Annotated in this window: 14 protein-coding genes; 7 read left to right on the top strand and 7 right to left on the bottom strand. The window is 68.6% G+C overall.

All coding sequences use genetic code 11. The annotated features are described in order from the left end of the window. Positions 1–159 precede the first annotated feature (159 nt). Both ACYVOK_RS27110 and ACYVOK_RS27105 read right to left on the bottom strand, forming a co-directional pair. On the bottom strand, positions 160–1,908 hold the full coding sequence (locus ACYVOK_RS27110) for an IucA/IucC family protein (protein ID WP_460665368.1): 1,749 nt from the start codon (positions 1,906–1,908) through the stop codon (positions 160–162). Positions 1,909–1,911: 3 nt separating this feature from the next. Further along, positions 1,912–2,499, bottom strand: a complete 588-nt coding sequence (locus ACYVOK_RS27105; protein ID WP_460665367.1) for a GNAT family N-acetyltransferase — start codon at positions 2,497–2,499, stop codon at positions 1,912–1,914. Positions 2,500–2,650: 151 nt separating this feature from the next. Here ACYVOK_RS27105 and ACYVOK_RS27100 point away from each other — a divergent pair, with 151 nt between their 5' ends. After that, on the top strand, positions 2,651–3,328 hold the full coding sequence (locus tag ACYVOK_RS27100) for a GOLPH3/VPS74 family protein (protein WP_460665366.1): 678 nt from the start codon (positions 2,651–2,653) through the stop codon (positions 3,326–3,328). Positions 3,329–3,442: 114 nt separating this feature from the next. Here ACYVOK_RS27100 and ACYVOK_RS27095 read toward each other — a convergent pair whose 3' ends face one another. Together ACYVOK_RS27095 and deoD are read right to left on the bottom strand one after the other, a co-directional pair. Further along, complete coding sequence (locus ACYVOK_RS27095; RefSeq protein WP_460665365.1) at positions 3,443–3,847, bottom strand: hypothetical protein; 405 nt, start codon at positions 3,845–3,847, stop codon at positions 3,443–3,445. A gap of 119 nt (positions 3,848–3,966) precedes the next feature. Further along, positions 3,967–4,680, bottom strand: a complete 714-nt coding sequence (gene deoD / locus ACYVOK_RS27090) for a purine-nucleoside phosphorylase (protein ID WP_460665364.1) — start codon at positions 4,678–4,680, stop codon at positions 3,967–3,969. Between the two features lie 39 nt (positions 4,681–4,719). Here deoD and nudC point away from each other — a divergent pair, with 39 nt between their 5' ends. Then, positions 4,720–5,643, top strand: a complete 924-nt coding sequence (nudC, locus tag ACYVOK_RS27085; RefSeq protein WP_460665363.1) for an NAD(+) diphosphatase — start codon at positions 4,720–4,722, stop codon at positions 5,641–5,643. Here nudC and ACYVOK_RS27080 read toward each other — a convergent pair whose 3' ends face one another. Beyond that, positions 5,644–8,010 (bottom strand): hypothetical protein, encoded by a 2,367-nt coding sequence (locus tag ACYVOK_RS27080; RefSeq protein ID WP_460665362.1) that lies wholly within the window; start codon positions 8,008–8,010, stop codon positions 5,644–5,646. A 159-nt stretch (positions 8,011–8,169) separates the two neighbouring features. Continuing rightward, complete coding sequence (locus ACYVOK_RS27075; RefSeq protein WP_460665361.1) at positions 8,170–8,409, bottom strand: mycoredoxin; 240 nt, start codon at positions 8,407–8,409, stop codon at positions 8,170–8,172. Between the two features lie 101 nt (positions 8,410–8,510). Between ACYVOK_RS27075 and ACYVOK_RS27070 the strand changes: the two genes are divergently transcribed. Beyond that, positions 8,511–10,619: an ATP-dependent DNA helicase UvrD2 gene (locus ACYVOK_RS27070; protein ID WP_460665360.1), complete on the top strand. Its 2,109-nt coding sequence runs from the start codon at positions 8,511–8,513 to the stop codon at positions 10,617–10,619. Position 10,620: 1 nt separating this feature from the next. Here the strand turns inward: ACYVOK_RS27070 and ACYVOK_RS27065 are convergent, their stop codons facing one another. Continuing rightward, positions 10,621–11,571 carry a YihY/virulence factor BrkB family protein gene (locus ACYVOK_RS27065; protein ID WP_460665359.1) on the bottom strand — a complete coding sequence of 317 codons (951 nt, stop codon included), beginning with the start codon at positions 11,569–11,571 and terminating at the stop codon, positions 10,621–10,623. Positions 11,572–11,991: 420 nt separating this feature from the next. On the opposite strand from ACYVOK_RS27065, the gene ACYVOK_RS27060 reads away from it, so the two are divergent. From ACYVOK_RS27060 to ACYVOK_RS27045, 4 genes are all read left to right on the top strand, one after another. After that, positions 11,992–12,189 carry a hypothetical protein gene (locus tag ACYVOK_RS27060; RefSeq protein WP_460665358.1) on the top strand — a complete coding sequence of 66 codons (198 nt, stop codon included), beginning with the start codon at positions 11,992–11,994 and terminating at the stop codon, positions 12,187–12,189. A 147-nt stretch (positions 12,190–12,336) separates the two neighbouring features. Continuing rightward, the gene (locus ACYVOK_RS27055; RefSeq protein ID WP_132151798.1) at positions 12,337–12,624 is read left to right on the top strand and encodes a WhiB family transcriptional regulator; all 288 of its coding nucleotides are present in this window, start codon (positions 12,337–12,339) and stop codon (positions 12,622–12,624) included. Between the two features lie 31 nt (positions 12,625–12,655). Then, positions 12,656–12,874, top strand: a complete 219-nt coding sequence (locus ACYVOK_RS27050; protein WP_460665357.1) for a hypothetical protein — start codon at positions 12,656–12,658, stop codon at positions 12,872–12,874. 211 nt (positions 12,875–13,085) lie between these two features. Next, positions 13,086–13,253 (top strand): hypothetical protein, encoded by a 168-nt coding sequence (locus tag ACYVOK_RS27045; RefSeq protein WP_460665356.1) that lies wholly within the window; start codon positions 13,086–13,088, stop codon positions 13,251–13,253. The last annotated feature ends 3 nt before the right edge of the window (positions 13,254–13,256 follow it).

Below are 13,256 nucleotides of genomic sequence, written 5' to 3'. Positions count from 1 at the left end.
CGATCTCGTAGCGCCTGCCGTCCCGGGGTACGTCGACCGTCTGTTCGCTGATCACCCCACCAGCTTGACCGAATCCGCCGAACCCCCGCAGAAGTTGTCCACAGCCAAGCCCGCCCATCGGCCAGGCCGAGTCCGGTGCCGGGGTGCCGGGGCACAGGGTCACGGGGTGTGCTGGTTGGTGGGCGGGGCTAGGGGGTTGTTCAGGGAGCCGGCGTATTGGAGGGAGCCGGCGATGTCTGTCAGGTCGACCATCTGCTGGTTGTTCTTCAACTGCAGCCGGTTCAGGCAGGACAGGGCGAACGACGGCGCGAACAGGTCGTACTTCGCGAACGCCTCCGCCAACTCCGGCGCCGACGCCTGGTAGTCCCGCACCGCGCCGCCCACCACGGACCAGAACTCCGCCGGCGTGAGCAGCCCCGCCCGATCCAGCAACGGCGACAGGAACCGGAAGATGCAGTCGAAGACGTCGGTGAAGATGCACAGCAGCTTCTCGTCGTCCGGTACGGCGGCCCGCACCCGCTCGGCCGCCTCCGGCAGCGGCGTCGAGGGGCTCATCACCGCGATCTCCTCGGCGATGTCCTTCATGATCACCCGGATCGGTACGGCGTCCCGCAGTACCAGGATCAGGTTCTCGCCGTGCGGCATGTACGCGAGCTCGTACGCGTAGAAGCAGTGCAGCAACGGGATGAGGTACGCGTCGACGTACGACCGCAACCAGTCCGCCGGGGACAGCCCGGACGCCCGGATCAACTCCGCGGCCAGTGACGTGCCGTGCCGGTCGACGTGCAGCAGACTCGCCATCGTCGCGAGCCGCTCACCGGGCTCCAACGTCGGCACCGGGCTCTCCCGCCACAACGCCGACAGCATCTTCCGGTACGGCGACGTCTTGTCCGTCGCGGCTTCGTAGTACCGGTTGTGGTAGCCGACGGCCGCGATCTCCCGCAGGACCGTGAAGCCGTAGCGCTTCAGGACGACGTCGTTCTCGACCAGGTCGTGGACCCAGTCGTTGATCGCCGGCGTCGCCGCCATGTACGTCGGGGACAGCCCGCGCATGAAGCCCATGTTCAGCACCGACAAGGCCGTCTTCACGTAGTGGCGTGACGGGTTCGACCGGTTGAAGAACGTCCGGATCGACTGCTGCGGCTGGTATTCGTCGTCACTCGACCCGACGTGGATGATGTGCCGCTGCGCGATGTCGGCCGCGAACGTGACCGACGTCTTGTTCTCCCACTGCCACGGATGCACCGGCAGGTACACGTAGTCCTCGGGATTGGCGCCCACGGCAACGATCTGCGCGGCGAAGCGCCGGAGTACCTCCGACCCCAGCTCCGCCTGCAGCAGGTCGGCGTACGTGGTCGTCGTACTGTGCGAGATCGTCGCCCGGTCCTTGCGGACGGCGATCCAGGTCAGCCGGACCGGTCCGCCGGTCTCCGGTGCGTACGCGCGGTAGTCGGAGACGCCGAACCCGAGCCGCCCGTTGTTCGCGACGAAACACGGGTGGCCCTCGGTCATCGCGGACTCGATCGTCTGGAAGTCGGCGGTGACGAGCTCGGCGGCGGTCAGATCGGGCTTGGAGAGTTTGTACGCCGCGCTCGCGAGCGTGCTGCTGATCTCCTCCAGGTACACCGGCAGCATCGCCGCGCCGATACCGAGCTGCTGGTGGAACTCGGTGATGAACTCCAACGCGTCGATCGGCCCGTCGTCGGCACGACAGATGCTCGAGGCATCAATCTCCCAGTGGTTCAGGGGATACCGCCGGGCAGTGAAGGTGTAGCGTCCGACCGCGTACCCGTTGTCGGTGGCAACGGGTTCGAGGATCCGCTCGTGGATGAACTCGGACAGCGCCTTGCGGACCAGGGCCCGGTTGACGACGGTCCAGGTCTCCGGCGTGAGGTGTTCGGTCGTCATCGATCAGCCCGCCTCGTTCATCCGGGTCGCCTCGGCGTACTGGTCACGGGTGCAGAAACTCAGCCAGGCCCGCTTGTTCGGCAGATCCACGATGCTGTGCTTGCGGAACCCCATCCGCTCGTTCAGCGCCTGGATCTTGGTGTTGCGGACGTCCGGTTCGACCACCACCCGGTCGACCAGCGGGTCGCTGAACAGGCTGTCCATGATCGTCGCGAAGACCGCGCCGGTGAAGCCGGCGATGCGGACCCGCGGCGGTGCGACCAGGACGTGCATGCCGATGTCGCCCGGCGCCACGTCGTACACCGCGCCGACGGCGTCGTACGCCGGTTCGTAGCGCTCCATCAGGAACGACGGGCGGCCGTCGTGCTCGCCGAGGAAGGCGCGGTGGTGACCGGTCTCATCGAGCCGGAGGTATTCCGCGCGCACGTCCTCGACGGAGGCGTTGAGCAGGCCCCAGTACCGGGCGTACGGCTGGGTGACCCAGCTGTGCAAGACGGGCACATCATCGGTCAGGTCGAACGGCCGCAGGCTGAGGGTGCCGATCCCGGCGAAGAAGCGCCGGTACGTCGGCTCGGGCAGTGCTCTGGTCATGGCGGTCTGCTTTCGAGGTGGGCGGGCCTGTTAGCTTAGCCTTACCTTACTCGATTGCTGAAGCGGCATGGACACCACGACTGAAGTCGGAGACGGCGGGTAGTCCGCGCGGTTGATGTGCGGTCACCACGCGTTTGCCTACGTTGGACGCATGCTGATTGTCGAGGATCTCCTGCTGCTGTTGTACGACGACGAGAGCGGGAAGCCGATCACCGGAGCGCCCGGCCTGGACTACGCGCTTGCCGGGGCGGTACTGATCGAGCTGACCCTGCTCGGGAAGCTGGACGTCGCCGGCGAGGGTGAAGAGGTCAGGCGGGGTCGTCTGAAGGTTCTGGACGCCAGCCCGACCGGTGACGCCGTCCTGGACGAGCGGCTCCGGTATGTGGCGAGCAAGCCCGGGAAGCGACCGAAGGACCAGATCGGCAGGCTCTCGAAGAAGCTGCGGGAGCAGTTGCTCGCCCGGCTTGCCGAGCGGGGTGTGCTGGAGGCTGACGAGGGCAAGGTGCTCGGCATCTTCCCGGTGACGCGTTGGCCGGCCAAGGACGCGCGGCACGAGGTGGAGCTGCGGTCCACGTTGGAGAGTGTGTTGAAGGTCGGTACGTCGCCGGACGAGCGGACTGGTGCGCTGATCGCGTTGCTGAGCGCGCTGAACGTCGTACCGAAGGTCGTCACCGATGCGGTCGACAAGAAGGCGCTCAAGCAGCGGGCCAAGGAGATCGCCGAGTCGGACTGGGCGGCGGACGCGGTGAAGAAGGCCGTCACCGAGATGCAGTCCGCGGTGACCACAGCCATCGTCGTATCGGCCGCAGCCGCCTCAGCCGGAAGCTGACGAGACCGCCCCGGACGGGTTATGTGGCAGATCCGGGGGCCGCCGTCGAGTGGTGCTCGACGACGGTTCCACCCGGCGCCACGTCCGCACGCGGGACGGGCTGGCCCAGCCTGCTCACTCCGCCTGGCAGTTGCTCTTGCAGAGGGTGTCCGTGAGGGTCAGGTGGGTGCCCGGCTCCTCGGTGTCCACTTCGGCTGAGTAGCCGGCCTGCCAGTCACCGAAGGTCTTCTGGGCAGCTGCCGTGCCCTTCTGCTCGGCGAACCAAGCGGCGATCTCCGTCCCCTGGCTGATGTGGGCGAGCTCCAGAGCGCGCGGCAGGATCTTGGCGATCTCGGCCGACGCCGTCTCGACCGGTCCGGCTGCGTGCAGCGACACCACCGGCGGGCGGGGATGCGATCCGGCGAGCACCCAGACCGATGCGGCTCCCGACGTACAGATGGCGTAGGCCGCGTCCGTCGTGCACTTGTAGCCGGCCCCGGAGAGTGCCGCGACCACCTGCGTCGCATTGATCGGCGGCAAGGGGCTGGACGACGTCGTCTCGGCGGACGTCGATCCGGTTGCCGTCGGCTCGTCGGCGCCGGAGCAGGCCGTCAGGAGGGCAATCAGGGCCAGGGCGGTGGCTGTGCCCGAACGGCGGTTCAGACCGGCACCTCGATCGCCGCGTCGAGGGCGATGGTGATCATCTCGGAGAACGTCGTCTGCCGTTCCGCGGCGGTCGTCTCCTCCTTGGTGATCAGGTGGTCCGACACCGTCATGATGCCGAGCGCCCGGCGGCCGAACTTCGCCGCCAGCGTGTAGAGCGCGGCGGCCTCCATCTCGATGCCGAGCACGCCGTACGCGGCCGTCTGCGACACCAGGTCGGGGCGGTCGTTGTAGAAGAGGTCGCCCGAGAACACCTGGCCGACGTGCACGTTCAGCCCGGCCGCCTCGGCGGCGTCCACGGCGGCCCGGAGCAGCTGGTAGTCGGCGGTCGGCGCGTAGTCGATGCCTTGGAAGCGCAGCCGGTTCATCTGCGAGTCGGTGCTCGCGGACATCGCCACGATCACGTCCCGGACCCGTACCGCCTCGGTCAGCGCCCCGCACGTCCCGACCCGGATCAGGGTCTGTACGTCGTACTCCGCGAACAGCTCGTGCGCGTAGATGGAGGCGGACGGCTGGCCCATGCCGGAGCCCTGGACGGAGACGCGCTCACCCTTGTAGGTGCCGGTGAACCCGAACATGTTCCGGATCTCGGTGTAGCAGAACACGTCGGACAGGTACGTCTCCGCGATCCACTTGGCTCGCAGCGGGTCGCCGGGGAACAGCACCCGCGGTGCGATCTGCCCCTTCTCGGCGGCGATGTGAATACTCATGCGGGGATGCTCTCACGGTGCCGGGATATGTTGAGTCACGTGGCCTACTCCATCGCTCCTGGTTCGTTAGCTCTGTCCCGGTCCGTTCTCGACCGCGCCGCCGACCGCCGGAGGGACGAGGAGTGGCTGGACAAGGCGTGGGCCAAGCCGGACACCCAGGTGGCGATCGTGACCGGCGACAAGCTGAAGGTGACCGCCGACCGCACCGCACTCCAGCTCGTGGCTCCGTCCGAAGCGCCGGACGGCGTACGGGTGTTCCTGGGCATCGACCGCGAGTCAGGAGCCGGTCAGACGGCAGACGGCCGGGCTGTGTTCGCCGTACTCGTCGACACCGAGGCGGACGAGTCGTACGCCGGGCTCCGCGAGATCGGCCCCGTACTGAACGACCGTGAAGCCGGTATGGCGGTCCACGTGATCGGCCTGTCGAACTGGCACGGCGTACACACGCACTGTGCGAACTGCGGTGACCACACCGAGGTGATCGAGGCAGGGCACGTGCGGCAGTGCCCCACGTGCGGGCTGTCGCACTTCCCGCGCAGCGACCCGGCGATCATCGTGCTCGTCACCGACGACCAGGACCGTGCGCTGCTCGGCCGCAACGAGGCGTGGCCCGAGGGCCGCTACTCGACGCTGGCCGGCTTCGTCGAGCCGGGGGAGTCGCTGGAGGCCGCCGTACGACGCGAGGTCCTCGAGGAGACCGGAGTGGTCGTGGGGCCGGAAGTCGAGTACGCCGGCAGCCAGCCGTGGCCGTTGCCGTCCAGCCTGATGCTCGGGTTCTACGCCAAGGCGGCGAGTACCGACATCGAGGTGGACGCGGACGAGATCGCCGAGGCCCGGTGGTTCACCAGGGAGGACCTTCGCGCGCTGGTCGAAGCCGGCACGATGGCCCTCCCCGGCAACATCTCGATCTCCCGCCGCCTGATCGAAGGCTGGTACGGCGACGAGCTCACCGGCAGTTGGTGATCACCGGCCGACGTCCGAGCGGGCGGCGGCGATCCGGATGAGCAGGCCCTCCCAGCGTTCGATCGTGCCTGCCGCCTCGAGTTCACTGACCTTCTTGTCGACCGCGCGGACGTAGGCCGCGTGACTCGGCCAGTCCGCCTCTGCGTCCGGCAGTACGTCGGTCAGTGTGCAGCCGTACTCCACGTGCCGGTTCACCACGTGGCTGTTGATGTTTCCGGTCCACACCGTCGCCCGGAGGTCGGACTTCGGACATGGGTCGGTCGGTGGGGTGTAGGAGGCCAGGTTGGTCGGGTTGGTCCAGCCGTCCGGTCGCAGCAGCGTGTAGTACGTGCCGTCCGGGGTCTGGGTGAGCCTATTGAGACCGTGGTCGCGCAGCATCGTCGACCCGCCGAGGCTGTCCACGACGAACAGTCGTCCTCCTGCGACGCCGTACAGGTAGCCGTCCCGCCATGACAGTGCTCCGTCGTTGGCGCCGGTCCGGCCGCTGAAGACCGGGATCTGGCGCAGCAGGGCACCTGTGGTCGGGTTGACCACGAACACGATGCCGTCCGCGAGGCCCCACAGGTTGCCGTCCGGTCCGATGATCAGCTCGTTGATACTGGCGGCACCGGGCACGGGAACGACGTCAGCGAGCACAGCGCCGTTCGACGGGTCGACCTTGATCAGGTGCGCCTCTGTCGCGATCGGCTCCGTACCTTGACCGCCCTCGATGCTGGAACCGGCCCAGAGTCCGGTGCCGACCGGTAGTAGCGAGGAGATGGTCTGGTCGGGCACCAGGTTGCGGTGGACGGTGAAGGCTCCGGTCGGTACGTCGTACACCGTGAGAGCTCCGCCGTACTCGCCGTACGCGGGTGTGGTGCCTACATAGACTTTGTTGCCCGCGGGTACGATGGACACCGGCCTGTTCTGGTGGTGGCTGTCGACGAGGCTGAAGAGCTCCCTCGGATTCGTCGTGGACGCCGGAGCGTTCGGGTCCCACAACGACAGGCGGCCGTACGGGTAGATGCCGACGTACAACTTGCCGGTGTTGTCCCAGGCCCAGTCTTCGACCTGGCCCTGGCGGGTGGTGACGGTGGCCTTGCCGGTCGCAGGGTCGTAGACCGAGGTGGAGCCGCTGAGGAAGGCGTTGACGAAGACCTTTCCGTTCGAGGGGTCCGCGATCGTGTGCATGAGTGCCACCGGGACGTACTGGAACGGTGAGCTCCACTGCGCGAGCGTGTTCGCCTGCGGGTCGTACCGGAACGTGCCACCCGAGTAGTTGCCGGCCAAGCCGTACAGCACCTGCCGCCCGTTCTCGGTGACCCAGCCGTATCCGATCGACGCACCACGTGTGAGCCGGTACGGAGTCGCGGCGACCGTGTTGGTGTCCAGGTCGTAGCGGGTGAGGGCCAGCGTGTTGGTGGTGAAGTAGACGCCGCCCGGACCTGCTGCGGACACACCACGTGCGGCGATCGGGTAGTCCATCACCTGAGTCCCTGTGGCCGCGTCGGTGAACTTGATCTGCTCACCTGTGACCGCGTCGACCACGACCAGCCTGCTACTGGCGTTGGCGAAGACCCGACCGCCCGCGTAGTCGAGGTCGATGAAGTCCTTGGCGGTCGTGCCAGGCGGCGTGATGTCCTCGACCTGGCCAGTGGCCACGTCGATGCGGAGCAGCCGCGCGTTGGGTGTGGAGATGCCGACGAACAGCTTGTTGTGGTCCGGGTCGTAGACGGTGGACCGCGCGTACTGCTGCACCGGGTCGAGCGAGCCGTAGTCGGTCACCTGGCCGCTCGACGGGTCGTACTTGAAGGCGTGCGCGGTCGGGTAGGTGCCCGCGTACACGTTGCCGTTCTGGTCCGCGGTGAGGCCGTAGATGACCGACTCACCCGGGATCGGCTGGCCCAGGTCGGTCACGGCGCCCGTGCCCGGGTCGTACCGGTACAGGTGGGCGTTGGGGTACGTGCCGACGTACAGAGTGCCGTCGCTCGCGACCGTGATCGCCCACGCGCCGGCGGCGCCCTGGAGCGGGATGGCGTTCAGCAACTGGCGGGTGTGCAGGTCGACGATGTTGAGCCGGGCGTTCTCACCGGCGGGTACGGCGTACACGACGTCGCGACCGTCCGGCGTATGGCCGACCGCACCCTCCATCACGGTGAGGGAACTGATCGGTGCGCCGAGATCGCGGATCACATCCTCGGCGGCGGGGCCGATCCGCTGGGCGTCGGGACGGATCGGACCGGTCTCGGCGGGGAAGGGGACCGGTCGCTTCGGATCCGGCGGGTCCGCGGTGGCGGTGAGGCCGCCGGTGGTCAGGAGGCCCAGCAGCAGGGCCAGGACCAGGGCGGCACGGACGAAGACATGGCTGACATGACGGCGCGGAATCATGGGCGGGCTCCCTGCGGCGTTGTTCCGAGGAAGGTATAACGGTCATGACCGTAAAGTCCATAACTCGCGCGCTATGAGCAGCACGAAACGGCGCCGGTCCGTGGACGGGCGCCGTCTGTCGGGAATCTCAGGCGGCCGGCATCGCGGCGGGCCGGGAGGTCAGGCGGCGAGCTTCTCCGCGACCTGGGCGAGCGACGGGTTCGTCATCGCGGTGCCGTCGGGGAAGACCACCGTCGGAACCGTCTGGTTGCCGTTGTTGATCTTCTCGACGACCTTCGCGGCCTCGGGCACCTGCTCGATGTCGACCTCGGTGAACTCGATCCCGGCCCGCTTCAGCTGCCCCTTCAGGCGGTGGCAGTAGCCGCACCAAGGTGTCGAGTACATCGTGAACGCCGCCATCGGCAGACTCTCCTTCTCCGTGGGCCGCGGTTTTGTCCGGCCGCCCGTCTAGGGTTGCTCTCGTCGTATCCGAACCTTCTCGCTGGTGGTGCTGTTCCCGTATGTCCCCGTCCGTGAGCGATCTCACACGTTCCGCGTCAGCGGATGACCTCCTGGAGGCGCTCGATCCTGAGCAGCGGGCGGTCGCGACGGCGCTCAGCGGGCCGGTCGTGGTGATGGCCGGCGCGGGCACGGGCAAGACCCGGGCGATCACCCACCGGATCGCGTACGGCGTCCGCACCGGGACGTTCGACCCGCTCCGGGTGCTCGCGGTGACGTTCACCCAGCGGGCCGCGGGGGAGATGCGCGGCCGGCTCGCCCAGCTCGGCGTCGAGGGCGTCCAGGCGCGCACGTTCCACTCGGCCGCACTACGGCAGGCGAAGTGGTTCTGGCCCAAGGTGTACGGCGGGGAGCTGCCGCCGATCGTGGACCGCAAGTTCCCGCTGCTGACCGAGGCGGCGTCACGCTGCCGGGTCCGGGTGGACACGCCCGCGCTGCGCGACCTGGCCGGTGAGGTCGAGTGGGCCAAGGTGAGCAACGTCCGGCCGGACGACTACGCGAAGCTCGCGCCGCGCTCGGGCCGGACGCTGGCCGCCTTCGACCCGGCCACGATCGCCCGGGTCTTCGCGGCGTACGAGGACGTGAAGCTGGAGCGCGGCCGGATCGACCTGGAGGACGTGCTGCTCTGCGCGGTCGCGCTGCTCGCCGAGGACGAGCGGGTGGCGGCCGAGATCCGGCGGCAGTACCGCACGTTCGTCGTCGACGAGTACCAGGACGTCAGCCCGCTGCAGCAGAGCCTGCTCGACCTGTGGCTCGGCGGCCGTGAGGACGTCTGCGTGGTCGGCGACCCGGCGCAGACCATCTACTCCTGGGCCGGCGCCGAGCCGGAGAACCTGGTGCGCTTCGCGTCCCGGCACCCGTCCGCGACCGTGATCAAACTGGTCCGCGACTACCGGTCGACGCCGCAGATCGTCGAGGTCGCCAACAAGATCCTCGACGCGACCGGCCCGGCCGGGCTGCCCGGTCGGGTGACCCTGCGATCGCAGCGTGAGGCGGGTCCGGCTCCGGTGTACCGCGAGTACTCCGACGAGGTCGCGGAGGCGGACGCGATAGCGCGGGCGGTCGCTCGCCTGCGGGACGAGGGGACTCCGCTGCGCGAGATCGCCGTACTGTTCCGGACCAACGCCCAGTCGGAGAACTTCGAGCAGGCGCTGGCCGAGCGGAAGATCCCGACCGTGCTGAAGGGCGCGGAGCGGTTCTTCGAGCGGGCCGAGATCCGGCAGGCCGCCGTACTGCTGCGCGGTCAGGCCAAGGCCGGGGACGTGTCGGGCGATCTGGTCGAGGTGGTCACCGGTGTACTGGGCGGGGCCGGGTGGACACCCGAGCCGCCCACCGGGACCGGCGCGGTGCGGGACCGCTGGGAGTCGCTGAGCGCGCTCGTGACGATGACAGCGGACTTCGCCGCCGAGAACCCGTCGGCCCGGCTGGCCGACCTGATGGCGGAGCTGGACCGGCGGGCGTCGATCCAGCACGCTCCGTTGGCCGAGGGCGTCACGTTGGCGACGCTGCACGCGGCCAAGGGGCTCGAGTGGGACTGTGTCTTCATCGCGGGCGCGCACGAGGGGACGCTGCCGATCAGCTACGCCCAGACGCCGGCGCAGGTGGAGGAGGAGCGGCGGCTGTTCTACGTCGGGGTGACGCGCGCGAAGCGTCAGCTCTTCATCAGCTGGTCCACCTCACGCTCCCCGGGCGGCCGCGGTCAGCGCGGGCCGACCCGCTTCCTGGACTCGCTGGGTGTCCGTACGTCGTCGCGACCGACCGCCTGGGAGCCCGTGGACCGGGCCGAGCGCTCGTCGCGGGGCGGGCGCCCGATCCCGAAGTGCCGGGTCTGCGGCCGCGGACTGCTCGAGGCCGGCGCCCGCAAGCTCGGCCGCTGCGAGGACTGCCCGTCGTCCATCGACCAGGAGCTGTACGACGCTCTGGTCGCCTGGCGCACCGAGCAGGCGGAGACCGAACGCATGCCCGCCTTCGTCATCCTCACCGACGCGACCCTGACCGCGATCGCCGAGACCCGCCCCACCGACGAGCAGGCGCTCCGCCGGATCCCGGGCATCGGCCACACCAAGCTCACCAAGTACGCGGCGAGCATCCTGAAGCTCTGCGCCCGCTGACCTACTCGGGGACCGAGTCCGCCTTGACCGCGTCGCGCTGACCGAGTGGGCGTGGTTCGCCCTTGGTGGTGTCGCGGGCCGTCTGCTGCTCGGACTCGGCGTTGATCTCGGCGCCGAGCAGGACGGCGTACGCGGTGAGCCACAGCCACAGCATCAGGATCACCACGGCGGCCAGGCTGCCGTAGGTCTTCGCATAGTTGCCGAACGTCTCGACGTAGATGGAGAACCCGACCGACGCGACGAGCCAGATGACCATCGCCACCGCGGCGCCGATGGACACCCAGCGGATGCGCGGCGCGTCCCTCGACGGCGCCACCCGGTAGACGACGGCGAGCACGACGGTGATCAGTACGACGGCCAGCACCAGCCGGGCGGCCTCCAGGGCGACCCGGACAGGGCCCGGGAGGTCGTCGCCGATTGCGGCACCGGCGGCGAACAGCGCGACCGCGACCAGCACGAAGACGATGGCACCGAGCGTCATCCCGAGTGCCAGGAGCTTGCGGCGGACGAACCCGCGGCTCTCCTCCTCGTCGTACGCGAGGTTCACGGCGGTGATCAGATAGCCGACCCCACCGGACGCGCTCCAGAGCGCGGTCGCCACCGCGATGGCGACGCCGATGCCCAGACTCCGGCCGGGGGCAGAGGTGAGCGCGTCGATCTGCTGGAGAAGCAGGTCGCGCCCGGAGGCCGGCATCGCCTGGGCCAGGTCCTCCGCCTGGGTGCGGATCTGAGCCGGGTCGGCGATCAGCCCGTACGCCAGCACCGCGGCGACGATCCCCGGGAACAGCGACAGGAACCCGAAGAACGCCACACCCGCCGCCAGCAACGGCACCTGATCGGCCTTCGCTTCCTGCCAGGCCCGCTTGAGCACCTGCCACCAGCCGGCCGCCGGAATCTGTCTCGGCGTCTCCGCCTCGCCACCCGGCACCTCGGCTGCTCGTCGTCCGTCCACGATCTGACCCCCCTCTCCCCAGGCCGACCCTGCAGGTATCCCCGGACCGCGGTCGGAAACCTGCCCGATCGGGCAGCGACCGCTGGAAAGGTGTTGCCAGAACGGTCCGGCACGGCGCATGGTGGAGGACGTGCCGCATTCTGCCGACGGCAGACGTGGCATATAGGTGACAGAGGCAACGATCCCGGAGCGTGCGGATGACGTCCCGGAGCGTGCCGGAAGCCTGTGGTGGCAGCCAGTTCCGGTCGCCGCGGCGGCAACTTCCGGCCAACTTCGCGAACTGGCGATAAATAGTTTGCGGGCTCCGCGGGGGACGGCGTACTGTTCTTTCTGCGGTCGAAGCCTGGCCGAAAACTTCAAACCACCATAGCGATCGAGCTGACCGCCCGTTTCGCCACAACGAGAGGAGGTGCCTTGGAAATGATCACGAACACCGTCAAGAAGCCGTACGCCGACGCTGCCGCGCTGCCGTGCGCCCAGATCCAGGGTGCCTCGCCGCGTCTTCGTGTCGCGACCGTTGTGGTCATGGCCTCCAGCGCTGCCCCGTTCCAGGGCGGAGCTGTCGGCGATGTGAAGCACGGCGGTTCGGGTTCTCGAGCATGGAGTCCACCGGTCTGACTCGACGTCAGCCCGGCACCTCCAAGGCCGCGGAACCCGAAAAGGGTCCCGCGGCCCTTTTGTTTGTCCCTGATTTTGGCGGCCGTCAACCGGCGGCTGTCACCGACGACAAGAGATCAGCACCAAAGTCACTGGGAGGTGACCGGAATGAGCGTGAGCTTCCTCGATGTCTTCACCGAGGTGGCCTCGTCGCAGGACCTGCCCTGTCGGTCCTACGCGCCAGAACTCTTCTTCGCCGAATCGCCGGCGGACGTCGAGTACGCCAAGTCTCTCTGCACCACCTGCCCGCTGAAGGCCGAGTGCCTGGCCGGAGCGCTCGAGCGTTCCGAGCCGTGGGGAGTGTGGGGCGGCGAGCTGTTCGTCCAGGGTGTGGTGGTTCCGCGCAAGCGGCCCCGTGGGCGTCCCCGCAAGAGCGACACCGTGACCGCTGCCTGACGAATCCAGATCCGAATCGAGACTCCAGACCATGACGAACCAGATTTCACCCAGGAGAACTGAGATGCATTTACTGAACGAAGATCTCGCTCGTGCTCATTGTCGTTCCACCTTGAACGACGCGGAGCAGAACCGGCGCTTCCGTCTCGCTCAGCAGATCGAGCGGGCACAGAAGCAGGCCGAGCGGGCCGGCCGGCGAGCGGAGAGGGCCAGCGCACGCGCGCGCCTCGCACTCGCCCGCCTGGTCTGATCCACCAGGAGACAACTCAGGCCGTCGGCCGGTCCGAAGGGTGGACCGGCCCGGCAGGCCGAACAGCCTGACCAGCTGAATCACCGAGGGGCGGCATCACCCGATGCCGCCCCTCGGCCATGTCCCCAGTGACGTCTGCCGAAGGCCGACCAGGCTGGGAGCGCGGAGGGCCGGAGGGGTACCGGTGTGGGGGAGGTGCACACTGATGGGCGTGATCAGAGCTACCTGTTCGTTGTGCGGTCGGCAGGCGGAGACCGAGGAGCCGCCGCTGACCTGGCTGATCTCGGTGGAGAACGGCCGGAAGTTGCTGTACTGCGACCGCTGCACCCGGGAGAACGTCCGCAACATCGAGGGGAAGCTGGACTCGGTCTACTGGTGAAAA

It is taken from the genome of Kribbella swartbergensis (assembly GCF_054784135.1).
This window is presented reverse-complemented; position numbering and strand designations above follow the sequence as displayed.

Excerpts from the sequence above, each read along its gene's own strand:
- ACYVOK_RS27060 (WP_460665358.1), top strand. The coding sequence starts at position 11,992 with ATGATCACGAACACCGTCAAGAAGCCGTACGCCGACGCTGCCGCGCTG.
- ACYVOK_RS27075 (WP_460665361.1), bottom strand. The coding sequence starts at position 8,409 with ATGGCGGCGTTCACGATGTACTCGACACCTTGGTGCGGCTACTGCCAC.
- ACYVOK_RS27110 (WP_460665368.1), bottom strand. The coding sequence starts at position 1,908 with ATGACGACCGAACACCTCACGCCGGAGACCTGGACCGTCGTCAACCGG.
- ACYVOK_RS27070 (WP_460665360.1), top strand. The coding sequence starts at position 8,511 with ATGTCCCCGTCCGTGAGCGATCTCACACGTTCCGCGTCAGCGGATGAC.
- ACYVOK_RS27050 (WP_460665357.1), top strand. The coding sequence starts at position 12,656 with ATGACGAACCAGATTTCACCCAGGAGAACTGAGATGCATTTACTGAAC.
- ACYVOK_RS27055 (WP_132151798.1), top strand. The coding sequence starts at position 12,337 with ATGAGCGTGAGCTTCCTCGATGTCTTCACCGAGGTGGCCTCGTCGCAG.
- ACYVOK_RS27080 (WP_460665362.1), bottom strand. The coding sequence starts at position 8,010 with ATGATTCCGCGCCGTCATGTCAGCCATGTCTTCGTCCGTGCCGCCCTG.
- ACYVOK_RS27100 (WP_460665366.1), top strand. The coding sequence starts at position 2,651 with ATGCTGATTGTCGAGGATCTCCTGCTGCTGTTGTACGACGACGAGAGC.
- deoD (WP_460665364.1), bottom strand. The coding sequence starts at position 4,680 with ATGAGTATTCACATCGCCGCCGAGAAGGGGCAGATCGCACCGCGGGTG.
- ACYVOK_RS27105 (WP_460665367.1), bottom strand. The coding sequence starts at position 2,499 with ATGACCAGAGCACTGCCCGAGCCGACGTACCGGCGCTTCTTCGCCGGG.